This is a genomic window from Oleiphilus sp. HI0132, from assembly GCF_001635845.1.
In genome coordinates, this window is the sequence record NZ_LWGJ01001569.1 from 1 (window position 1) to 21747 (window position 21747).

22 protein-coding genes are annotated in these 21747 nt (G+C 45.3%); 16 read left to right on the plus strand and 6 right to left on the minus strand.

Translation table 11 applies throughout. The features are described 5' to 3' along the window. Together A3766_RS24080 and A3766_RS24085 are read left to right on the plus strand one after the other, a co-directional pair. On the plus strand, window positions 1-321 hold a 321-nt coding region (locus A3766_RS24080), incomplete at its 5' end, for an FtsX-like permease family protein (RefSeq protein ID WP_156509100.1). Beyond that, window positions 314-1021, plus strand: a complete 708-nt coding sequence (locus A3766_RS24085; protein WP_068516280.1) for an ABC transporter ATP-binding protein — start codon at window positions 314-316, stop codon at window positions 1019-1021. The genes A3766_RS24080 and A3766_RS24085, both read left to right, overlap by 8 nt. On the opposite strand, the gene A3766_RS24090 is transcribed toward A3766_RS24085, so the two are convergent. Continuing rightward, the gene (locus tag A3766_RS24090) at window positions 1018-1557 is read right to left on the minus strand and encodes a DUF2062 domain-containing protein (RefSeq protein ID WP_068509714.1); all 540 of its coding nucleotides are present in this window, start codon (window positions 1555-1557) and stop codon (window positions 1018-1020) included. The genes A3766_RS24085 and A3766_RS24090 overlap by 4 nt on opposite strands. Before the next feature lie 38 nt (window positions 1558-1595). On the opposite strand from A3766_RS24090, the gene A3766_RS24095 reads away from it, so the two are divergent. The 9 genes from A3766_RS24095 to murB all read left to right on the plus strand — a co-directional run bounded on the left by A3766_RS24095 (window position 1596) and on the right by murB (window position 10453). Continuing rightward, window positions 1596-3881, plus strand: a complete 2286-nt coding sequence (locus A3766_RS24095) for a DNA internalization-related competence protein ComEC/Rec2 (protein ID WP_068643127.1) — start codon at window positions 1596-1598, stop codon at window positions 3879-3881. 149 nt (window positions 3882-4030) lie between these two features. Beyond that, window positions 4031-4666, plus strand: coding sequence for a MotA/TolQ/ExbB proton channel family protein (locus A3766_RS24100; RefSeq protein WP_068508177.1), 636 nt, complete (start codon window positions 4031-4033; stop codon window positions 4664-4666). Continuing rightward, window positions 4663-5082 (plus strand): biopolymer transporter ExbD, encoded by a 420-nt coding sequence (locus tag A3766_RS24105; RefSeq protein WP_068508176.1) that lies wholly within the window; start codon window positions 4663-4665, stop codon window positions 5080-5082. The genes A3766_RS24100 and A3766_RS24105 overlap by 4 nt, the downstream gene beginning before the upstream one ends. Window positions 5083-5117: 35 nt before the next feature. Next, the gene (gene msbA, locus A3766_RS24110) at window positions 5118-6887 is read left to right on the plus strand and encodes a lipid A export permease/ATP-binding protein MsbA (protein WP_068516286.1); all 1770 of its coding nucleotides are present in this window, start codon (window positions 5118-5120) and stop codon (window positions 6885-6887) included. Beyond that, entirely contained in the window at window positions 6880-7932 is a 1053-nt protein-coding gene (gene lpxK, locus A3766_RS24115; RefSeq protein WP_068516289.1) for a tetraacyldisaccharide 4'-kinase, read from the plus strand. Before msbA ends, lpxK begins: the two co-directional genes overlap by 8 nt. Beyond that, a complete protein-coding gene (locus tag A3766_RS24120; protein ID WP_068516292.1) occupies window positions 7925-8110 on the plus strand; it encodes a Trm112 family protein in 186 nt (61 codons plus the stop codon). The genes lpxK and A3766_RS24120 overlap by 8 nt, the downstream gene beginning before the upstream one ends. 26 nt (window positions 8111-8136) lie before the next feature. Then, window positions 8137-8901, plus strand: coding sequence for a 3-deoxy-manno-octulosonate cytidylyltransferase (gene kdsB / locus A3766_RS24125; protein ID WP_068516295.1), 765 nt, complete (start codon window positions 8137-8139; stop codon window positions 8899-8901). A 40-nt stretch (window positions 8902-8941) separates the two neighbouring features. Further along, the gene (locus A3766_RS24130; RefSeq protein ID WP_068516175.1) at window positions 8942-9415 is read left to right on the plus strand and encodes a low molecular weight protein-tyrosine-phosphatase; all 474 of its coding nucleotides are present in this window, start codon (window positions 8942-8944) and stop codon (window positions 9413-9415) included. 15 nt (window positions 9416-9430) lie between these two features. Next, complete coding sequence (murB, locus tag A3766_RS24135; protein ID WP_068516298.1) at window positions 9431-10453, plus strand: UDP-N-acetylmuramate dehydrogenase; 1023 nt, start codon at window positions 9431-9433, stop codon at window positions 10451-10453. An 11-nt stretch (window positions 10454-10464) separates the two neighbouring features. Here murB and A3766_RS24140 read toward each other — a convergent pair whose 3' ends face one another. Continuing rightward, a complete protein-coding gene (locus A3766_RS24140; RefSeq protein ID WP_068508909.1) occupies window positions 10465-11049 on the minus strand; it encodes an NADPH-dependent FMN reductase in 585 nt (194 codons plus the stop codon). 168 nt (window positions 11050-11217) lie between these two features. Here A3766_RS24140 and A3766_RS24145 point away from each other — a divergent pair, with 168 nt between their 5' ends. Then, a complete protein-coding gene (locus tag A3766_RS24145; protein ID WP_068516301.1) occupies window positions 11218-12084 on the plus strand; it encodes a LysR family transcriptional regulator in 867 nt (288 codons plus the stop codon). A 3-nt stretch (window positions 12085-12087) separates the two neighbouring features. On the opposite strand, the gene A3766_RS24150 is transcribed toward A3766_RS24145, so the two are convergent. From A3766_RS24150 to A3766_RS24160, 3 genes are all read right to left on the minus strand, one after another. Next, window positions 12088-13002, minus strand: a complete 915-nt coding sequence (locus A3766_RS24150) for a diguanylate cyclase (RefSeq protein WP_068553426.1) — start codon at window positions 13000-13002, stop codon at window positions 12088-12090. Window positions 13003-13021: 19 nt separating this feature from the next. Further along, window positions 13022-17269 (minus strand): response regulator, encoded by a 4248-nt coding sequence (locus A3766_RS24155; RefSeq protein WP_068632932.1) that lies wholly within the window; start codon window positions 17267-17269, stop codon window positions 13022-13024. A gap of 114 nt (window positions 17270-17383) precedes the next feature. Beyond that, a complete protein-coding gene (locus A3766_RS24160; RefSeq protein ID WP_068643129.1) occupies window positions 17384-17803 on the minus strand; it encodes an MASE3 domain-containing protein in 420 nt (139 codons plus the stop codon). Between the two features lie 187 nt (window positions 17804-17990). Between A3766_RS24160 and A3766_RS24165 the strand changes: the two genes are divergently transcribed. Both A3766_RS24165 and A3766_RS24170 read left to right on the plus strand, forming a co-directional pair. Next, window positions 17991-18191: a hypothetical protein gene (locus tag A3766_RS24165; protein WP_068511361.1), complete on the plus strand. Its 201-nt coding sequence runs from the start codon at window positions 17991-17993 to the stop codon at window positions 18189-18191. A 3-nt stretch (window positions 18192-18194) separates the two neighbouring features. Beyond that, entirely contained in the window at window positions 18195-18536 is a 342-nt protein-coding gene (locus A3766_RS24170) for a hypothetical protein (protein WP_068511364.1), read from the plus strand. A gap of 27 nt (window positions 18537-18563) precedes the next feature. On the opposite strand, the gene A3766_RS24175 is transcribed toward A3766_RS24170, so the two are convergent. After that, the gene (locus A3766_RS24175) at window positions 18564-18791 is read right to left on the minus strand and encodes a PA3496 family putative envelope integrity protein (RefSeq protein ID WP_068511365.1); all 228 of its coding nucleotides are present in this window, start codon (window positions 18789-18791) and stop codon (window positions 18564-18566) included. A gap of 246 nt (window positions 18792-19037) precedes the next feature. Between A3766_RS24175 and A3766_RS24180 the strand changes: the two genes are divergently transcribed. Both A3766_RS24180 and glyA read left to right on the plus strand, forming a co-directional pair. Then, complete coding sequence (locus tag A3766_RS24180; RefSeq protein ID WP_068643132.1) at window positions 19038-20264, plus strand: MFS transporter; 1227 nt, start codon at window positions 19038-19040, stop codon at window positions 20262-20264. A 150-nt stretch (window positions 20265-20414) separates the two neighbouring features. After that, on the plus strand, window positions 20415-21680 hold the full coding sequence (gene glyA, locus A3766_RS24185) for a serine hydroxymethyltransferase (protein ID WP_068511369.1): 1266 nt from the start codon (window positions 20415-20417) through the stop codon (window positions 21678-21680). Window positions 21681-21747: the final 67 nt, after the last annotated feature.

Below are 21747 nucleotides of genomic sequence, written 5' to 3' on the forward strand. Positions count from 1 at the left end.
GGGGCGAGCCCCAAGGCGATTATGGGGATATTTGTTGTGCAAGGTGCTTATATCGGGATCGTAGGAACCCTGGTCGGCACCGTATTAGGCGTGCTACTCGCTTTGAATGTCAGCGATATTATTCAGGGAATAGAGAGTCTTCTGAAGATGCAGTTTCTCAACCCGGATGTCTATTTTATTAGTGACTTACCTTCTCAACTTTTACTTGATGATGTGCTGGTTATTTCCGGGACAGCATTGATTATGAGTTTGTTAGCAACACTTTACCCGGCTTGGCGGGCTTCCAAAGTTCAACCCGCGGAGGCTTTGCGTTATGAATGATGGCGTAATTATTGAGGCGAAAGGCATCTCAAAAAACTATGATGATGCTGTTGCGCCAATTTCGATTTTTCAGAATTTAGACTTCACCCTTAGCAAGGGGGAGTCGGTCAGCGTATTGGGCGCTTCCGGCTCTGGTAAAACGACTTTGTTGAATATATTGGGTGGTTTGGATAAAGCGAGCGAAGGTCTTGTAAGGCTTTGTGGTAGCGACTTGAGTCAGTGCTCAGAGGCGCGCCTAACAGAGTTGAGAAATCAGAATCTGGGCTTTGTTTATCAGTTTCATCACTTGTTAGCGGAGTTTACGGCGGTAGAGAATATTGCTATGCCTTTATTCATTGCTGGCCAGAAACGGCGTTTGGCAGAAGCGCGAGCGCTTGAATTGCTTGACTTAGTGGGCTTGTCAGCACGCGCTAAACATAAGCCTTCTGAGTTGTCGGGAGGAGAGCGTCAGCGAGTTGCCATTGCTCGTGCGCTGGTCAATCAGCCAAAGTGCGTATTGATGGATGAGCCGACGGGAAATTTGGATGAAACCACAGCACGAAAGATCCAAGATGTGATGCTGACCTTGCAGCGTGAGCTGGATACAGGCTTCGTTGTCGTAACGCATGATACGCAATTAGCGCACAAGATGGACAGAGTATTAATCATGGAAGAAGGTGTGTTGAAGCCCTGGAGTGCTGCAGAGCAGGCTTCAGTTTAAACGGACTTGTTATCTTTTCTCGCTTTTCTGGCAGCGACTCGGTGGTGCCACTTTCTAAGGGTTGCGCGTTTCCAAATGGCGTCTATGCCGAAATAACCTGTGACGCCAAGTACGCAGCCGGCTACGAGAGAGCCAAAATACATAGGAATACCGACTTCATATAGTTTGTCTTTTAACCACTCGAATGAAAGCTCATACTCGAAAGGTGAAGCGGGAATATCAAGAATCCAGGCGCCTAATAAGTATTCTGCATAGAAAATAGGTGGCATAGTAAGTGGGTTGCTAATCCACACTAAGGCCAGGGAAACCGGTAGGTTTGCGTTGAAACGCAGCGCACACAGTGCCGCAGCAACCATTTGAAAGGGCATAGGGATACATGCCCAAAATAAGCCAATGGCAAAGGCCTTAGTGACTGAATGGCGGTTTAAATGCCATAAGTTAGGCTGGTGAACTAGAGGTCCCAAGAACTTAAGGGATTTGTTTTCACGAATTGCGTCGGGATCTGGAAGATATTTTTTTATCAGATCTTTTGGCATAAAAAGTTCACTTCGTAGTCAGGCTCAAGGATGAGTTTATGTTCTATTTGATGGCCGCATTTTGTGTGGGCCCTATCATACTCTATTGTTATGGGGAATTGTTACCCGCCTTTATTTATATTTTGTTTTCAATTTGTTGCTTGGGCTTGGTTAAGACACGTCTATTTTTGCCGCTCTTAAGCTGCTTGCTTGGTCTTCTGTTTACTCACATTCTGATTGCTGAATACTTGGAAGCGCGTCTTGATAGATCTCTCGATAGTGGGAGTCAAACTATTGAGGCTTATGTTTGTTCTGTGCCGGTGGATTATCACTTGTATTCAAAGGCTGATTTTTGTGTGCTTGAAGCATCAGACAATAATGGAAAAATATTGGGTAAAAAAGTAAGGCTCTCATTTTCTCATACCCTTAATCTCGATTTAAAGAAGCGCTACTACAAGTTGAGTGTTGTTTTGAAGCCTCCGCGAGCAAGCTTGAATTTTGTCGGCAGCTCTTTCGAACAGTACCTGTTTTATAAAAAAATTTCGGCAATTGGACGAATTGTGGAGGTGCTCGAAAGTGCTGAAGATGAGGCTGGGTTCACATTGGCGGACCGAGTTCGTTCTAGCCTGAATTCATACCGTATGAGTTTAGGTGACTATCTCAATAACTTACTCCTAGATAAAGAACATAAAGGTCTACTTAGGGCCCTGATCCTGGGAGATCGGGGGCAAATTAGTCCTGGAGACTCACGAGTTCTGCAGTACACAGGAACACAGCATTTGCTTGCTATCTCGGGCCTGCATGTGGGGCTGGTGATGTTTTTTCTCTATAAGCTCTTGGTCTGGTCTGCTTTTCGAGTGCCAGTCGTTGCTTTTTTCGGCCTTGCTTACGTCATTATGGTTGGCGGGAGTGAATCTGCCATCAGGGCTTGGGTAATGTCTGTGTTGGCTCTGGTGCTTTTATCAGGGCGGTGGCGCAGAGACTATTTGGCGATTTATTGTGCCGCAATGTTTATGGTACTTTTATTCGACCCCCTATCGCCCATGAATATTGGCTTTTGGTATTCATTTATTTGTGTGGCTTTGCTTATATTGTTGTCACGGTTTGCACTAAATATGGATGCAAGCTGGCGTTCACTGTTGTTGCTGCAGTTGGTTTTGATTGTCGGCCTCGCTCCTATTAATGCCCTGATCGGCAATGTTCAGGGGCTGGCGAGCTTATTAGGAAATATGTTTGCCGTTCCTTGGGTTTCGTTGTTTGTTTTGCCTGTATCTTTAGTTGCTTTAGGTATCTCGTTTTTGAGTCGGCCAGTTGGTGAGATCTTGATGAGCTGTTCTGATGCTGGTTTAGAGTTACTGGTTCAGTATTTGTCATCTTTAATTGGTCTTTTAGCTGAGTTTTCTTTTGGGGCAAGCAATGTCTTATTAATTCCTTATGCGGTTTTATTCTTGAGCTTTGTTTTCTTTATTCGCAATTATCTGCTTCGGGCAGTGTTTCTGGCGGTATTGTTATTGGTGCTCTACACGCCTTCAGTGCTAAAGGAGCTGAAGTCCGAGGTCTTGGTTTTCGATGCGGGGCAGGGTTTGGCTATCGCATTGATCTGGGGCGGTCAGTACTGGCTCTATGATACCGGGTTAGCCTTGGGAAGCTATTCTCTGGTTGAAAGTGCAGTTTTCCCCTATTTCCGTGAACAAGAGTTGTTGCTGAATATTAGTGGGTTGATAGTGAGTCATGGTGACGCGGATCATGCGGGCGGAGCTGCGCGCGTTGAGGAATATTTGCAGCCTACGCACTTGTGGTCTGGCGAGCCGGGTCGTGTATCGGGCTTAATGAACGAAAAACCTTGCGCCGCTGGAATGTCTTGGGAGTATACGGGGGGGCGCCTGGAGGTTCTTTACCCTTTTGCGGCTGGGGCAGAATTTGGGGCGTCTTCAAATAATCGCTCTTGCGTGCTTCGTTTTACCTATCGGGGTCAGAGTTTTCTGCTCATGGGGGACTTGGAAGGAGAGGCTGAAATGCACTTAGTAGAGCGCTATCGAGATTCATTGAAGGCTGACGTTCTCATCGCGGGTCACCATGGTTCTGCAAATGCGACATCCATTGCCTTGTTAAAAAATGTTCAGCCTAAGATTCTGGTAATTTCGGCCGCTTATATGAATCGATTTGGTCATCCCCATGCAGATGTATTGGAAAGATCCAGGTTGATGGGAGTGGAAGTATTATCGACTGCTTCGCATGGCGCTCTAAGGTTTTTGTTAGGTGGAGAGGCTATAAATGTAGCGGTGGCACGCATCGAGCGAGAGACTTTTTGGTCAGTACATGAAGATAGTGTAAATAAAAACTAACGGGCTTTTCTAAATCTCTAAGTATGCTAAAGTATCGGCACTAAAATAAGCGATGATAGAAGCTGCTGTTCGTCAGTATTAGGCTTGGTATTTAGTCGGGTACCTTTGCTGGTCACAGCGGTTCGAAAATTACTTGGGGAGACTTCTGCGTGTTAGATTTATTGAAGCCGGGCGGCATAATCATGTTTCCTTTGCTGCTTTGTTCGGTATTGGCGCTGGCAATCATTATTGAGCGTTTCTGGACTTTGCGGGTCAGCCGATTGGCACCAAAGGTTTTGGTTCAGGACTTGTGGGCTGCTATCAAAAAGAAAGAACTTAACTCGCGTAAGTTGAAAGAGTTAAAAGAAGCTGCACCGCTAGGTCGAGTTCTTGCAGCTGGTTTGGCAAATGCTCGTCATGGTCGAGAGATCATGAAAGAGAGCATTCAGGAAGAAGCCAGTCATGTGGTGCATGAAATGGAACGCTTTTTAACGGCACTTGGAACGATTGCTGTGATTACGCCTTTGTTGGGCTTGTTGGGTACCGTTATTGGTATGATTAAAGTCTTTGCTCAGTTGCAGCTAGAAGGTGCCGGTAATGCCGCTGCTCTAGCGGGTGGTATTTCTGAAGCATTGATAACGACTGCCGCGGGTATGACAGTTGCTATTCCTGCTCTAATTTTCCACCGTTATTTCTTACGCCGTGTAGATGAGATTGTCGTAGATATGGAGCAAGAGTCTTTACGCTTGGTCGAAGTTATCCATGGTGACCGTGAACCTTCACGTGATGGAGAACAGAGCTCTTGAATTTTAAACGTCAGTCCGGTGAAGAGGTATCAGTAGACTTAACGCCACTGATTGATGTGGTGTTCTTGTTATTGATTTTCTTCATGGTGTCTACCACCTTCACCAAAGAGAGTCATTTGGAAATTGATTTACCGCAGTCCAGTGCAGAGCCGGCGAAGCCAGCTGTAAAAGAGATTGAGGTGATTATCAATGCCAAAGGTGAGTATGCGGTAAATGATCGCAGCTTGGTTAATAACTCTGAAGACACGCTTAAAAAAGCCGTTCAGAAACTGTCTGAAGGTAACACTAAAATTCCGTTTATTATTACGGCTGATGCAAAAACTTCTCACGAATATGTAGTTAGAGTGATGGATGTTGCTGGGCAGTTGGGTTTTGTGCAGTTGAGTATCACAACGCAGCGGAATAAATCAAAATAGGCTGCTGTCTGGCAGCCTTTGTTTGTTGGTAGTCTATGAGTAAAGATTCGGAAGCCCTTCCTGAATTAAATGAATCAAATTGGGCGCTCTATCAGCGTCTGCTGGTTTATATAAAGCCACTAAAATTCTTTTTCATTCTTAGTATTATTGGTAACGCTATCTATGCGGGTGCGAGTGCGTTAATGGCTCAAGCTCTGGATACGGTCATTACCACCGTTGAAAATCCCACTGAAGAAAATCGCTTGATGCTGCCTTTGCTGATTTTTTCCTTGTTTGCAATGCGCGGGATAGGGGGGTTCTTGGGTGGATACTACATAGCTTATGTGGGGCAGAATATCGTTCACCGGTTACGCACCCAAGTGTTTGACCGGTATTTGAAACTGCCCAGTTACTACTTTGACTCAAACGCATCGGGACATTTGATTTCTCGAATTACCTTCAACGTTCAACAAGTCTCTTCAGCTGCAACTGATGCAATAACGGTGATTGTACGGGAGGGCTTGACTGTGATCGGCCTTTTTATTGTGATGATCAATGCTAACTGGAAATTGACCTTAATCTTTTTGGCAATTGGTCCAATGATTGGTGCCTTAGTAAGTTATGTGAGTAAGCGCTTTCGTAAGTTAAGTAAACGTATTATGGCATCAGTGGGTGATGTCACGCATGTAACCTCGGAGGTCGTATCGGGATACCGAGTGGTGCGCATATTTGGTGGGGAGAACTATGAGTCAAACCGCTTTAATCAGGCTAGTGAATATAACTTAAAGCAAGCTTTGAAGCTTGAAATGACTAAAGCTATCAGTACACCGGTTATTCAGTCTCTAGTCGCATTAGCGATCGCGGTTTTGGTTTGGTTAGCGCTCGCTCCAGATGTCCGTGGCGATATGACTGCCGGGAGCTTCGTGGTGATCATTGCCGCGGCAGCGACCATGGCAAAACCTATTCGTCAGTTAACTCAGGTAAATGAAAAGATTCAGCGAGGCTTGGCTGCCGCTAAGGACTTGTTTGCAGTGATTGATGCCGAACCTGAGAAAGATCAAGGAAGCTTCGAAAGTGCCAGAGTACAAGGTGCGATTGAGATTAGTGATCTTAACTTCGCTTACGAAGGAAGTAATAAAGCGATCCTGAAGAATATTGATTTATCGATCAAGCCTGGTGAAACCGTTGCTTTGGTCGGCCGCTCCGGTAGTGGTAAGTCGACACTGGCGAACCTGATTCCACGCTTTTACGAAGCCCAATCTGGCAGCATTACCTTAGACGGTGTGCCAGTCGAAGACTATACCTTGCGTTCTCTTAGAGATCAGATTTCATTGGTTACTCAGCAGGTGACCTTGTTCAACGATACCTTTACCAAGAATATTGCCTATGGAGGCTTGGAAGGTGCTTCGATCGAGGATGTACAAGAGGCTGCGAGAAAGTCTAATGCATTAGCGTTTATTGAGGATAAAGACCTGGGCTTTGATACAGAGCTTGGCGATAACGGTGTCTCGTTGTCCGGTGGGCAGCGTCAACGTATCGCTATTGCACGAGCCTTGCTGAAAGATGCGCCAGTGTTGATTCTCGATGAGGCGACCTCAGCCCTGGATACAGAGTCAGAAAAAGCTATTCAAGGTGAGTTGGAGGTATTGATGGAGGGACGTACAACAATTGTGATCGCGCATCGCCTATCGACTGTAGAAAATGCAGATAAAATTGTAGTGATGGACCAAGGTCGTGTAATCGAGCAGGGAACACATCAATCACTTCTGGCTGCAAATGGTGAGTACGCCAAACTTTACAATATGAACCTGGCGGACGATGCCTAGTCAGGATCAGCAACGTGCTGCTTCAACGAGCATAACCGATGCTTGGTACCAAGGTGCTGCTTGGCTATACCTGCTGGCACCACTGTCACTTATCTATATGCTTATTTTGGTCATACGGGCATGGCTATACCGCTTAGGTTTTAAGACCTCATATCGTTCCAGTTTACCCATTATAGTGGTTGGCAATATTACGCTCGGCGGGACTGGAAAGTCACCATTGGTTGCATACTTGGTGCAAGCGCTTCAGGAAAGAGGCTATCAGCCTGGTATCGTCAGCAGAGGGTACGGTGCATCAATTCCATCTACAGAGTGTCGAGAAGTGTTAGCCGATAGCTTGCCTGAAGAGGTGGGTGATGAGCCACTCATGCTAAAGCAAGCGCTTGATTGTCCGGTATTTGTTAGTCCTAATAGAAAGCTCTCAGTTCAGGCACTGGAAGCTCAAGGTTGTAATGTTGTTATAAGTGATGATGGCTTGCAACACAATGCGCTACAGCGTGATGTGGAAGTTTGTGTTTACGATGGTCAAAGAGCCTTGGGTAATGGATATTTACTTCCGATGGGGCCTTTGCGTGAAAGCCAGTCTCGAATGAAGAAGCTGGACTTTCAGGTGATCAACGGTGCTGATGATTTACCTGGCGTGAATTCATCAGAGCCTTACATTCGAATGGATTTACGACCAGGCAACTTACTGCCGTTGAAGGCTGATCCCGGTCAGGATGGTCTCAATCAAGCCTTAGCTTTGGATAAATTGTCGGGTCAGCCGGTAAATGCTGTTGCTGCCATTGGCAACCCGGAACGCTTCTTTGAGGTGCTTGAGCGCAGTGGTATGATTGTTATGCGTCATGCCTTCGAAGATCATCATGCTTACTCTATCGATGATTTTGGCTTTTCGGAAACGCTTCCGATCATTATGACGGAGAAAGATGCTGTCAAATGTCGTTCTTTAGGTTTGTCAGATGCCTGGTACTTGCCTGTAGAAGCTGAGCTGAGTGCTAACTTGGCCGATTTGATTATTGAAAAAATAGAAGGAAATTCTCGTGGATAAAAAACTACTTTCGGTTTTGGCTTGCCCTTGTTGTAAGGGGGAGTTGCAATATGACCAGGAAAAACAGGAACTGATCTGTCGAGTAGATGCTTTGGCGTTCCCAATACAGGATGACATTCCAGTGATGCTTGAGACTGAAGCGCGGACTCTTACAACTGATGAGAAACTGGGTAAATAAGCACACACACAGAAAAGGAGGGACGTATGTCTTTTAAGGTCATTATACCTGCTCGCTATGCCTCTACCCGTTTGCCGGGTAAACCTCTGTTGGATATTGCCGGAAAGCCGATGATTCAGCGGGTTTATGAGCAAGCTTGCTTATCAGATGCCGAAGAAGTTGTTATTGCGACAGATGATGAGCGTATTGAAAAGGTCGCTTTGGGCTTTGGTTCCAAGGTTGTGATGACTTCTGCTGAGCACCCTTCGGGAACAGACAGGCTGCAGGAAGTAGTTGCCAAACTTGCTTTGGCAGATGATGATATTGTTGTCAATGTTCAAGGTGATGAACCGCTTATTCCGCCAAAGGTGATTAATCAGGTTGCTAAGAACTTGTCATTAGCCCCAGGTGCCGGCATTGCAACTTTGTGTGAGTCGATAGTCAAAGTAGAAGATGTTTTTAATCCGAATGCAGTAAAAGTGGTGTTTGATCTCAATGGTATGGCAAATTATTTTAGTCGTGCCCCGATACCATGGTGTCGTGATCAGTTTTCAGATCCTAAGGCCTTAACGGCGATACCTGATGGCGCTAGCTATTACCGCCATATCGGTATCTATGCCTACCGAGTGGGTTTCTTGAATGCTTATGTGAATTGGCCGCCGAGTATGACTGAAAAGCTTGAAAGTTTAGAGCAATTGAGAGCCTTATCTAACGGTGTTAGCATTCATGTCGAACAAGCTTTGGAGAGCCCTCCTCCAGGGGTCGATACTGAAACAGATCTGCAATATCTTAGAAACCTTTTAGCGGTATGATGTTCTCTTTTTCTTAATTTTTTTAGTCGAGTTGGGAATTATGCATAAGATCCTGTTTGTTTGTTTAGGAAATATCTGTCGCTCACCCACTGCTCAAGGTGTTTTTCAGTCTCGTGTTGATCAGGCTGGTTTAAAGGAGCACTTTTTTGTGGATTCTGCCGGTACAGCGGGTTGGCATGAAGGGAAAGCTCCAGACCCTCGAACACAAAAGCATGCGTTAAGCCGTTCGTATGACTTAAGCCGAATTCAAGGACGTCAGGTGGTTTTCTCTGACTTCGAAGCCTTTGATCATATTATTGCAATGGATAAGGCCAATCTGGAAAACTTGCAAGCCATGTGTCCAGAAGAGTCTCAGCATAAATTAAAGCTGTTTTTAGACTTCAGTGATTGCCCTGAAAGTGAAGTGCCAGATCCTTACTTTGGTGGCACTGCCGGTTTTTCACATGTGCTTGATTTAGCTGAGTCGGCAAGTGAAGGTTTGCTGAATGCTCTGACAGAGGAAGCGCTCGCTTAATGGTTGCATTCCTTGATGAATAAGCGTTTGGGAGCAGATTTAAAGAGCCTGAATACCCTGGCTTTACCTTGTGTTGCTCGCGAAGAACTTTGCTTTGACAATGCTCAAGAGCTTGTGCTCTTTTTGCAGGGTGGAAGCTATGAACTATCAGAGTTGCTTATCCTGGGCGGCGGTTCCAATTTGGTTTTGCCCGAGAGACTAGACAAACTTGTAATACGTTTATTGTTTGACGCAATTCACTATCATGATGACGATACAGATCATGTGATTGTTGTTGTTGAAGCAGGTAGGATCTGGGACGACTTGGTGGCTGGTACTGTAAATCAAGGCTTGGTTGGGCTAGAAAACCTTTCCTATATTCCCGGAACCGTTGGTGCAGCACCCGTTCAGAATATCGGTGCGTACGGCGTGGAACTTTCAGACTCTCTTGTCTCGGTGAAAGCTTTCGACACTAAGACGCTTTCGCTTTGTGAGTTGAGCAATGAGCAGTGCCAGTTCTCATACAGAGACAGCATATTTAAACGCGAGCCTAATCGTTATTGCATCATTAGTATTACACTTCGGCTGACACGTAAACCTTGTTTTAAGCTTGACTATGGTGAGCTGAGGGGCTTTCAGGGGCTCGCGGAAAGCTTAATGGTATCTCAGGTGAGAGAGAAAATTATTGCTGTTCGTAAGGCGAAATTACCTGAACCGAGTGAGCTTCCAAATGCCGGTAGCTTTTTCAAAAACCCGATCGTTACGGCGAAACAAGAAGAGAGCATAAGGAAGAAGTTTCCAGGACTTGTGAGTTATCAGCTTGAGACTGGGGAATTTAAATTGGCGGCAGGCTGGTTGATCGACCAGGCCGGTTGGAAAGGGAAGCGGCAAGGGCCTGTAGGCGTACATGCCAAGCAAGCTCTTGTTCTTGTCAATCACGATGGCGGCAATCAGGCAGATATACTTACCTTGGCGCAAGATATTAGAGCTTCAATTGCTTCAATTTTTTCCGTTGCCTTGGAAGTGGAGCCAAAAATAGTCTCATCCTTGAGTTCATAAGGTTGTAGTTCCTATTTCTGTAGTCGCTGGTCAGTTTCTAGTAAGGTTTTAACTAATCCGGTTAAGCGATCGACCGTTTCTTGATTTACTAATTTCCCTTCTTCGTTGAATGCTTCGTAAGCAGCTCCAATAGCTAGTTGTTGAGGAATAACTAAACTCCCCAAATTTGTCATGACTTCTCTTAGTTGTCCTAGTCCTCTTAAGCCACCTAGGCTGCCTGGGCTGGCAGCAGTTAGTGCGACAGTAAATCTGTTAAATGGTGGTTGATAGACATTGGAGTCACTATTGTCAGGGCGTGATAACCAGTCCAGTGTATTCTTCAGTGCGGCGCTAAATGATCCGTTGTACTCTGGGCTCGCGATTAAAATGCTTGTTGGTGATGAAAATATGCGCCTTAAGTCGTTCAGTGAAGCGGGCGTTTCAGTGTTTTCAATATCTTCATTAAACAACGGCAAAGGGTAGTCTGCTAAGTTAATGTTGATAGCATCGTAGCCAAGCTCTAAAGCTATTTGTTGTGCTTGCTTAGCAACTTTTTGGTTGTAGCTGTTGCTGCGTAGACTTCCAGAAAATGTAATAAGAGTTCTGTCTGAGCTCATGGTATCGGCCTTTCAAGTAAGTGCGTATGAATTGAACTGTCTTTATTAAACCTGATGCAAAACTGCATGAAAATAGGTAGAGTGCATAGTTGGTGTGCATATACGCACAGAGTGGCGAATTTTGTGCGGGTGACGTTAAGCGCAGATATAGATTGTTTGGGGATATGTATGAAAAGCTGGAGTGATATTCAGATAGCCTATCAAGTAGCCAAGTTTGGCACGCTTAGCAAGGCCGCTGAGTCTTTAGGTGTTCATCACAGTACAGTTCTTAGGCACATTGACTCGATTGAAGAGCACTTGGCTTGTAAGTTATTTCATAGGCATTCTCGCGGCTATACGCCGACTGAAGCGGGCGAAATTCTGTTTCAAGATGCTGCAAAAGTCGAAGAACGTCTTGATCGAATGGTCAGTAAAATTAATGGGCTAGACCAGCAGCTAACAGGGCCTTTGGTTCTGACGAGCGTTTCGACCTTGAGTCCCTTGATCATGCCTGTTATCGAGGTATTCAGCAAAGCACACCCTGGTGTGGACATTTCGTTTCAGGCGGATTCGAGAATTTTTAAACTTGAATATGGTGAGGCGCATATTAGTATTCGGCCAGGCGCTCAGCCGCAAGACCCAGATTATGTGGTACAGAAGCTATTGTATACTGAATCGGCTCTTTATGCTAGCGAATCCTACTTGCGTAAGTACGGGAAACTCCAGAGCCTTGAGGATATTACGGGACATCGATTTCTTAATTTTTGCCAGAATATGAATAATATTCCGAGTATTAAGTGGTTAAATGAAATGGTCCCGAAGGAACAGATTAGCTTTAGTGCCAGCGACTACCATATATTAATGGATGCTGCGGAAAATGGTTTGGGTATCGTGGCGATGGATTGTCGAATTGCCGAACTTAAAACTGACCTGCAGCTACTTCTGCCAGCACCTAGTGCATGGCGTTCAACTATATGGTTAGTGACGCATCGTGATGTCCACTTTAGCCCGAAAGTTCAAGCCTTTACGGCACTTATCAAGCAGTGTTTAAAGTGAAAATCAAAAGTCGTCATTGACTCTAAAGCAGTTTCGCCCGTCATATTTTGCTTTATAGACGGCTTTATCTGCACGGGCTAGTAGTGATTGAAAGTCATTCTCGTCCTGATGTAGTTCAGCTACACCGATACTCGCTGTGACTAAGAGTCCAGCTGGCTTAAGTGCTTCTACATCTTTTCGGATTTGGTCCGAGCGCATCGTTGCTTGATCAAGGCTGCAGTTTTCCAGGAGTACCACAAACTCTTCGCCACCAAAACGCACGGCTACAAGATCTTCCTTTCGGTATTGGGTGCGTAGGAATTCACCAAAGGTACTTAAAACCTGGTCGCCAACCGGGTGGCCGTGCTGATCATTAATTTGTTTAAAGTGGTCAATATCAACCATCATTAAGCTTAATGGATGGCCATGACGTTTGGCGCTAGCGACTTTTTGTTCAGCTACGGCTAATAAATAATGCCGGTTATAAAGGCCTGTTAATTGGTCGGTGAGCGCAAGCTCTTCTAACCTTTGGCGCTGTTGCTTCAATGTGATGTGTGTGTTGATGCGCGAGATTGCAATCGCTTCTCTCACTGGTTTACGAATATAGTCGGCGGCGCCTAGCTTAAGGCCTTTTTCTTCATCGTGCGAGTCTTGAAGGCCTGTAACAAAAATAACGGGGATGCCAGCCGTCTCTTCATCTTCTTTTAAGTGCTTGCTGGTTTCAAAGCCATCCATATCAGGCATCATGATATCAAGTAGAATGAGCTCGGGTTGGGGCTCTGTACGAGCGACTTCCAGACATTTTGCTCCAGAAGTAGCGACTTTGACCTGATAAAGATCGCGGAACATGAGAGCGAGAATTTGGACGTTAGCGGGCGCGTCATCAACAATGAGGACGGTTGGCTTTCCTTGTTTCTCGCTCGATATTTGAGGGGCCATTTATTAGGTGCCAGTCTGGTTATGAGGTCTGAATCAGAGCCAATATCTCTTTAAGTGTCGTTGATGCTGCCGTATTGTCAAATAAATTGATTTCTTCAACGAGTTTTATGACCAAATTTTGGATTTCCTGCCTATCGGGGAAGGCTGTTTTAAGGAGGCTTAAACTGTCTGGGTCGATATAATCTGATTGTTCAAGCTTGTTTTGAAGCGTGTTTAGTTGGTTTATAAACTCGTCATTAGAGAGTGTTTCATCTGATTCGTCGCTGGTCGATGCAGTACTTTGGTCGAGTGCTTCAGTAAATGATTGTTCGAGCAAGCTTAACTCTGTTGTGAACTCTACATGAAGTCCTTCAAGTTCGTGCTTATCTACTTGCTCAATAGGTCTTAGAGAAACCTGTTCAATGGCAGCGCAGAGACTTTGGAGCTTGTCGGCGCAAAGTTGCCCGCAGACACCTTTGAGAAGGTGTGAAATGGCTTTAAGCGCTTTTAGATCTAATTCGTTACAGGCCTTTAGAATATCTTCAGAGTGCTTCGGGCTGTCACTAAGGAAGCTATTCAGCAATGCAGAGAATAAATCATCGTTATTGTAGATTCTCTCTCTTAGACCGTCAGGGTTCCAGTGGGTAGGGGTATCTTGCTCGCTAGTTGAAGCAGTAGCGTTGGGTTTGGTGCTTGTATCATCTTGAGGCATAGGTGCGTCTTCATATTCAGGTTTGTTGTTACACACATAACTAATGAGTGTAGAAATTGGTGCGTCGTTATAAATTGGTTTGCTTAGATAGGCGTTCATACCGGCAGCCAAGCACTTTTCTTTATCTCCTTGCATTGCATTGGCTGTCATCGCAATGATCGGAATGTCGGTGTAGAACTGTCCAGCTTTGCCATCGCGAATAGCTCGAGTGGCTTCATAGCCGTCCATTTCGGGCATTTGACAATCCATAAGGATTAAAGTGTGTGGGGTATTGGCGGTGGTTTGTATCAAACTGCTAATTGCTTCCAGGCCATTGCCAGCGACATCCGCGTGTAGGCCAATGTTTTTTAACGTGCTGAGGGCTACCATTTGGTTAATATAATTATCCTCCAGGATCAATAAACGGGTACCTTCTGGCCATTTTATTTGTCTCGAATCCTTCGTAGAGTAGGTCTTAATGCTTTCAGAGGTGATCAGAGGTTGAGCTTGTTGTAGTGCTTGACCGTCATCCGCCAAAATACTTAACGCATCAAATAGGTCAGAGGTAGTCGCAGGTTTTGGGAAATAAGCATCGAAGCCAATATCGGCCATTTCCTGTGCACCTCCCTGATAGGTCATTGAGGTCATCATAACAAGTTTCATCGACTGAAAACGTTCGTCGTGACTAAGTTTTCGCCCCAGCTCTGCTCCGTCCATTTCTGGCATTTGCATGTCTAACAGGGCGATATCGAAAGGCCTCTTGCTTTCGTCATTATATCGTTGCTGGCATAGTTCTAGTGCTTCGGAGCCAGAGCTCGCTTCAATGGCTTTAGCTCCCCATAGGTCAAGCTGACCTCGGAGTACCTCTAGGTTAGTCGTGTTATCATCAACGATCAGAATCTCTAGTTGGCTTATATCTATTGTCGGTTTGACTAACTCAGCTTGATCGCTAGTCTTCAGCAACATTGAGCTCGAAAAATTGCTGCCTTCTCCTGGAATGCTCTTAACGGAAATGGTGCCGCCCATCAGTAAGCATAGGTTCTTGGCAATGCTCAGTCCTAAACCTGTGCCGCCGAACTGTCTGGTAGTTGATGCGTCAGCCTGATTAAAGGCTTCAAACAGCGAGTCGGCTTTTTCAGGCGGGATTCCTATACCTGTATCAGTCACATCGATGTCTAGTTGAAGCAGATTTGCGTTTAGCTCCGTAAGCCGAGCAGAAATAACGACTTCACCTTGGCTGGTGAATTTGATTGCATTGTTGACAAGATTGGTAACGACTTGGCGGATCCTGCCGGGGTCTCCTACTGCTTTTGACAGGGTTAACCCTCTTAAGTCGACGATCAGTTCTAGCTCTTGTAGTTGAGCTTGCTGGGCAAGAGACTCTGCAAGATCGCCAATTAACTTTCTCGGGTTAAATAGAAGGTGCTCCAAGTCTAGTTTGCCTGCTTCTATTTTAGAAAAGTCTAAAATGTCGTTGATTAGTGTAAGTAGCGACTGTGCGCTATTTTGCGCTATTTCAGCCCGGTGCCTTTGTTGAGTATCAAGCTTGGAGTTAAGCAGAAGTCCCAGCATGCCCAGAACGCCATTCATCGGTGTCCTGATCTCGTGGCTCATGCTTGCGAGGAATTCGCTTTTCGTAATTGCAGCTTGTTCAGCATTTTCTTTTGCAGTAATGAGTTCGCTTTCGGCTGCTTTTTTCCCAGTAATGTTCGAGCTAATGGCAACATAACTTTGTGGTTTGCCGTTCATATCTTTAATGGCAATGACAGTGCTGCTAATCCAGTAATTCTGACCATGTTTATCTTTGTTGTAGACTTCGCCTCGCCATACGCTGCCTTTAGCAGCTGTTTTATAAAGTTGGCCGAAGAAGGCTTTGTCATGATAGCCAGAGTTAAGAATTCGATGATTTTGGCCTAGCAGCTCTTCACGCTCGTATCCGCTTACTTCGACGAATTTGTCATTCACATAAGTGATGTCTCCTCTTATATTTGTGATAGAGACAATGGAAGCCTGGTCCAAGGCATATTTCTGCTCATTTAGTTCATTTATTGAGGCGTCAATATTCTGTAGGGCTTTATGAAAGCTTCTGGCAAAAATACCTACTTCGTTATTCTCGTTCACGGGTAGGTAGTCAATTTCGCCTGTTTGCTCATAGCGTTCGAGTGTTTCAGTCAATCTCGAGAGAGGGCGGGTAATTCTGCGAGAGATTAAAATGGCAGCCGTTAAGGCAACTAAAGCTAGCGATAAACCTATAAGCAGGCTTTTGTTGCGAGTTCCTTCCAGAGCTAATGCAAGCTGTTGATGTGAGGATGATAGTAGAATATGGAGTTGTGGGCTGCCATAAGTCGCACCACCTTTTAATACTTTGTAATACGCAGAGTATTTAGTATTGGTACTGTCTTTTAACTGCGTAAACGTCAGCTTGTTGGTGCCTGACTGAAAGTGCTGAGTGAGCTCGGGGAAATCTCTAAGTAAGTTTTTATCATGTGATGATGAACTATTATCTGAAGAGCTTTCCTGATAAAGATATTCACCTTCAGCGTCACTGATATAGAACTGTCTATTGCTATTGTAGCGAGGCAAACCAGAGATAATAGCCATTGGCTTAAGCGTTGCGATTAATACATAGCTGGCTGTATCGTCCAGAACCTTGAATAACGCGTTTGAAACGCTTGAAAAGACCTTTTCTGTTTCCAGCTCAACTAGATCTGGACTTAGGTAGATATCAGAAAAGTAAATCTCCCCCGATTTTAACTTGCCACTTTGCTTCAGTGTAGCTAGGTCTCTTGTTAGAAAGGTGTCTGAGCTTTCCTCTCCGCTCTTGCTGTCAGCCTTGTGGCTTGTATAAAGAACTTCCCAGCCAATTACACTGTCCGGTCTTTTGGCGACTAGCTTGATATTTACTACGCCTGGATTTAAAAGCAAGTAGTGTTCGAGAGTGCGATTGACTGGCTCAGACTCAGTGATGCCTCCTTGCACATAGGCTTGAATGGCATAGTGCTTGCCCAGGGAAACTAAGTCTTGGGCACTTCTTTGAAATATGGATTGATAGCTCGACTCAAGCATCTCAGCTTCGTGCTCAAGCTCCTGTAGGTTCTTTTTCTTTATTTGGGCGATATGATCCAGATACACAGAAATACTGATGATGGTGCCGACAATGAGTGTTAAAGAGAATGTAACTGAGGGGATTAGTAGACTTATAGGGCGCTTCGCACGTTCAGTTTTTGAAGTTCTGATATGTTGATGTGTAAGAGGGGGTGTTTCGCGGGGGCCGCTATCTGTTGATGAGGTGGCGGTGTTGAAAATTAGGCTGCGAGTTATGCCTGCTAGCATAGAAAGGTAAGCAACAATTTTCAGTATATGAGCGATATTGAAATGGTTATCGAAAAGTTGCGTAGAGCCGAATGCCACATGCAGTTGGGTTAGGCACTCTGGAATGCAGCTTAATAAAAACGCCAGGCTGACGGGGTCGCGTTCTTTCTGAAACCAGGTCCAGAACAATGTGGCGGCTAATAAGTATGTCGCTAGTGGAAGGATGTCATAGGGGCGGCTTATCAATTCGCCAGGGAAAGTGGTTTGCGGTAGGTTTTCGCTCACCGAGGCTAGATAAACACTTACGAAGGCCGAACCAACAAAAAAACTATCGCTAAAGGAAGTAGCTTTAGATGCTTGTACAGGGGGGGTTATTGCTGTGATACAAAGCCCATAAGCTTAGTGCCGCCCCAAGGTCATGATTGAAGCATTGAAAAGGCGGGAAAGCGCCCAGGTAAAAGGAATAAAATCAGTGTTCTGGGCTTGAGCATCGATCACTCTTGCTGATGCCAAGGTATGAAAAATGTCGATCGATGCTGCCGAGAGCAATGCAAGCCCCATGATAGGGAGTGTAATATTACGATGATAGTAGTAATGAACAAACGCAAAGATAGCGCCGATACAGGCAATAGAAATTGCGCTCCATTCGAGAATGGTATGTAGGATAGCTCCCTGCAGCGCTTCCAGCATCGAGCTTTGTGTTGTCACTATATCGACTTTTGTCGGCGCAGCGCCAAAGTCAATTCCTAGCATATTAGGTAAAAAAGGTAGAGTGCAGAGAAAAAATAGCCCAATAGTCAGTTTTTTGGGAGACGTCATTCAAACTTCCGAAATATGGTGACGTGGTGCGATGGCATTAAAGAAGTATAGTAGAAATGTCTTCAAGTTCACGTCAGTATGCAAATAATAGGAAAGTCGCTATGCTTTGGTTACACTGAACAAATGGATAGTCTTGGTATGCTTTTGTTTTTTGGGTGCAACTAGCCAAATTGGGTTTAGATGAATTATGAGCGAACAAGCAAAAGCGCTGATTACCGAAATATTTGATGCAGCTTGTGTTAAGCAGTTTGAAAGCTTGGGCTGTCAAATAGAAGTAACGGATAGAAGTTCATATTCCCGAGAAGTGATGGCTTCGTATATTACGGCAGGCTCTGAAGACCTGACAATTTCTTTGCTATTAAAAACACCGCGTTTACTATTAGCGTAAACTATGCCGATAGTTGATGTAGATAGAATTGGTGACCCAAGTTTTCAAGAAGATTGGAATTGTGAATTGGCCAACCGTTTTCTAGGTAGAATAAAAAATAGCTTGGTGCAGCATAATTGTCGGTTGGCTATCGGTTTGCCCGAGGTGATGAGTAAGTCAGATATGAAACACTTTCACTGCGATGGTGAAGAGATTGTTCGTCACTTTTCCATTAGCAGTGAAATAACCGATAGCGTGATGGACTGCCACCTATACGTAGACTTCCACAACGATGCTCTTTATTTAACTGAAGGCCGTCGACCAGTTGAGGACCAAGGTAACGAGGGCGACTTGGTAATCCTGTAGCGCCTAGCTATTGGGCCAAAACGAACGTTATAAATCGTCCCACCACTCTTTAAGCTCTGCCTCTAAACGCTTTTTCTCCTGATGATCTTCAATTGCTCTTCTTGCTTGGGAGCGGCGCTTTGCACGATCTTTTTTCTTTGATTCGCTTTGCTTTTGATGAAGTTCGTGAGCGATATCCATAAAGTCTACATGGATGGCTTCCAGAGAATTTTCTTGCTCAAAAGTGCTCGGGTTCTGAGATTCATGTGCTTGCATAGTGTGTCTCCTAACTGGCATCGATAAAGTTTCGAAATGTTTACTGTTTTGCATCTCACCTTATTTGGAGCTCAGGCTAGCTTTTGGGTGTGACAGTTTTGTGAAGCAAAAATGACGATTTAGACAAAAATATGGGCTTGTGAAGTAGGTCGCTTGGATGATAGTTTTGCCCGCATTTGAGCTTCTTTGTCAGTACGCTGATGGCAAGAGCTGCTCGTCAAGATCGATGATTTAGGAGAATATAACGTGCCCGTCGCCAGCCTAGCCGTCCTGTTTGCGCTGTACTTTTCTCAAGGCCTTCCTTCGGGAGTGCTAGCTCATGCTTTTCCGGCCATTATGCGAGACCAGGGCGTGTCGCTGGAATATATCGGACTGATCAAACTCCTTGCCTTGCCATGGGCTTTAAAGTTTATTTGGGCTCCCTATGTTGATCGTATCGGTTGGGCTCGTATAGGCGTGCATCGAACCTGGATAGTAGCGATGCAGTTATTGCTTGTCGGATTGCTCTTATTAGCTTCTATGTCTAACTATGAAAGCTTGTTTGGCCCCTTGATTGTTATTTTTCTCATCGGAATTCTACTGGTGAATACCTCGGCCGCGACTCAGGATATTGCAACCGACGGTTTGGCTGTGAAAGTTCTAGCAGAGCGTTTCAGGGGAATCGGAAACAGTGTCCAGGTAACAGGTTTTAAGTTGGGAATGATTTTAAGTGGTAGCGGCTTGTTACTAGGGATAGACCACTTTGGTTGGAGTCTGAGTATGCAGCTTATGGCCTTGTTGTTAGTTCTACTAATGTTGCCAATCTTCACTGGAGCTATCCCTGTTTACCCAAAGGTGACCAATAACTTTGATGCAGGTGTTGCTGATAAAGGCATGGCTAGGGCATTGCCTCTAACTGTCTACAAGGGCTTTTTTAAGCGTTCAAATATGCTTGCTTGGGTATTGGTGCTAATCACCTATAAACTGGCAGACTCCTTAGGCTCGGTAATGATCAAGCCCTTGCTGATCGATAGTGGCTTCTCGCTAGGGGACTTGGCAACGATCACTTTATGGTCTTCTATTGCGGGTTTGCTGGGGGCTGCTTTAGGCGGGTATTTATACCTTCGTCTGGGGGCAAAGAATATGATGCTTATTGCTGGCTTGGCCCAGGCTGTGGGAATTGCTCTCTATACGCTAGTGGACCTGCACTGGGTTGGGATTCTTGGGGTCTATGGTCTAAGTATATTCGAGCAAGCAGTCGACGGCATGTCTACAGTAGCCCTTTTCTCGCTGATGATGGCGCAATGTCGTTCCGGACATGAAGGTGCAGACTTTACCGTTCAGGCCAGTATTCAAGTCTTGGTCTCTGGTTTGGCGGCGGCTCTGGGAGGTCTCTTGGCTGGCATGTTGGGGTATTTTTCTACCTTTGTTGTTGCGGGCGCTGTTGGCTTAGTCAGCTTAGTGTTTGTGTTTCATTATTTTCGACAAAAATGATTGATGAAGTTCACACAATAATCGTATAAAATGGCGCTTTTTTGAACGATCAAATTCTGTTCACTCTATATGGCTCATTACAAGAGTTGAAGAATGACTAGGGAATGACCGTTTTGAGGCTTATTTTTTCCTGAATGATAGAGGCGATGAATGTTTACTCGTGATATGACTATAGCTGGCTTTGATGATGAAATAGCAAATGCAATTACTGCTGAAGCAACGCGTCAAGAAGAACACATTGAACTGATTGCATCAGAAAACTACACCAGCCCTCGCGTGATGGAGGCTCAAGGTTCTGCATTAACGAATAAGTATGCTGAAGGCTATCCGGGTAAGCGTTACTACGGTGGTTGTGAGCATGTTGACGTGGTTGAGCAGCTAGCGATTGATCGTGCTAAAGAGTTGTTTGGTGCTGACTACGCAAACGTTCAACCTCATTCAGGTTCGCAAGCCAATGCTGCTGTTTATATGGCGCTTTGCTCTCCCGGCGATACGGTATTGGGAATGAGCTTGGCTCACGGCGGTCACTTGACGCATGGTGCGTCAGTAAGCTTTTCCGGTCGTATCTATAACGCCGTGCAGTACGGTTTGAATGAGCAAACGGGTGAAATCGACTACGATCAGGTTGAAGCGCTTGCTCGTGAACATAAGCCAAAGATGATTGTTGCAGGTTTTTCTGCCTACTCTCGTATTGTTGATTGGCAGCGTTTTCGTGATATTGCTGATGAAGTCGGTGCATTCTTATTCGTAGACATGGCGCATATTGCCGGTTTGGTTGCGGCGGGTGTTTATCCTAGCCCAGTTGGCATCGCTGATGTAGTAACGTCTACTACTCACAAAACCTTGGGTGGTCCCCGTGGCGGTATCATTCTGGCGAAGGCAAATGAAGCGCTAGAGAAGAAATTAAACTTTGCTGTATTCCCTGAAAGCCAGGGCGGCCCTTTGATGCATGTAATAGCTGCTAAAGCGGTGTGCTTTAAAGAAGCTATGTCAGATGAGTACAAGTCTTACCAGTCTCAAGTTGTTGAGAATGCCAAGGCGATGGTTGCAGTTTTCCAGGAGCGTGGCTTTGATGTGGTATCAAATGGCACTGACGATCACTTGTTCCTGCTAGATTTGATCAGCAAAGATATCACGGGTAAAGATGCTGACGCTGCACTAGGCAAAGCGAATATTACAGTGAATAAAAATGCAGTACCTAACGACCCACGCTCACCTTTTGTGACCAGTGGCTTGCGTATCGGTACGCCAGCGGTAACCCGTCGTGGCTTTAAGGCTGCCGAGTGTCAGCAACTAGCGGGCTGGATGTGTGACGTAATTGACGCTTTGGTTAAAGATGCTGAAGATACGACTGCTATTGAAAGTGTTAAGAAGGACGTTATCGACCTTTGTGCTCGCTTCCCAGTATACGCATAAATAGTTAACCCGGTGCGGTGATGAGGCGTTTCCTCATTTCTGCACCTTTGGCCTGCCAGCTGTTAGT

Bases quoted from the DNA above. Each gene is read 5' to 3' on its own strand.
- msbA (WP_068516286.1), top strand. From the start codon at position 5,118: ATGAGTAAAGATTCGGAAGCCCTTCCTGAATTAAATGAATCAAATTGG.
- A3766_RS24170 (WP_068511364.1), top strand. From the start codon at position 18,195: ATGCCGATAGTTGATGTAGATAGAATTGGTGACCCAAGTTTTCAAGAA.
- A3766_RS24095 (WP_068643127.1), top strand. From the start codon at position 1,596: ATGTTCTATTTGATGGCCGCATTTTGTGTGGGCCCTATCATACTCTAT.
- A3766_RS24090 (WP_068509714.1), bottom strand. From the start codon at position 1,557: ATGCCAAAAGATCTGATAAAAAAATATCTTCCAGATCCCGACGCAATT.
- glyA (WP_068511369.1), top strand. From the start codon at position 20,415: ATGTTTACTCGTGATATGACTATAGCTGGCTTTGATGATGAAATAGCA.
- A3766_RS24150 (WP_068553426.1), bottom strand. From the start codon at position 13,002: ATGGCCCCTCAAATATCGAGCGAGAAACAAGGAAAGCCAACCGTCCTC.
- A3766_RS24145 (WP_068516301.1), top strand. From the start codon at position 11,218: ATGAAAAGCTGGAGTGATATTCAGATAGCCTATCAAGTAGCCAAGTTT.
- A3766_RS24165 (WP_068511361.1), top strand. From the start codon at position 17,991: ATGAGCGAACAAGCAAAAGCGCTGATTACCGAAATATTTGATGCAGCT.
- murB (WP_068516298.1), top strand. From the start codon at position 9,431: ATGAATAAGCGTTTGGGAGCAGATTTAAAGAGCCTGAATACCCTGGCT.
- A3766_RS24140 (WP_068508909.1), bottom strand. From the start codon at position 11,049: ATGAGCTCAGACAGAACTCTTATTACATTTTCTGGAAGTCTACGCAGC.
- A3766_RS24085 (WP_068516280.1), top strand. From the start codon at position 314: ATGAATGATGGCGTAATTATTGAGGCGAAAGGCATCTCAAAAAACTAT.
- lpxK (WP_068516289.1), top strand. From the start codon at position 6,880: ATGCCTAGTCAGGATCAGCAACGTGCTGCTTCAACGAGCATAACCGAT.
- A3766_RS24160 (WP_068643129.1), bottom strand. From the start codon at position 17,803: ATGACGTCTCCCAAAAAACTGACTATTGGGCTATTTTTTCTCTGCACT.
- A3766_RS24175 (WP_068511365.1), bottom strand. From the start codon at position 18,791: ATGCAAGCACATGAATCTCAGAACCCGAGCACTTTTGAGCAAGAAAAT.
- A3766_RS24130 (WP_068516175.1), top strand. From the start codon at position 8,942: ATGCATAAGATCCTGTTTGTTTGTTTAGGAAATATCTGTCGCTCACCC.
- kdsB (WP_068516295.1), top strand. From the start codon at position 8,137: ATGTCTTTTAAGGTCATTATACCTGCTCGCTATGCCTCTACCCGTTTG.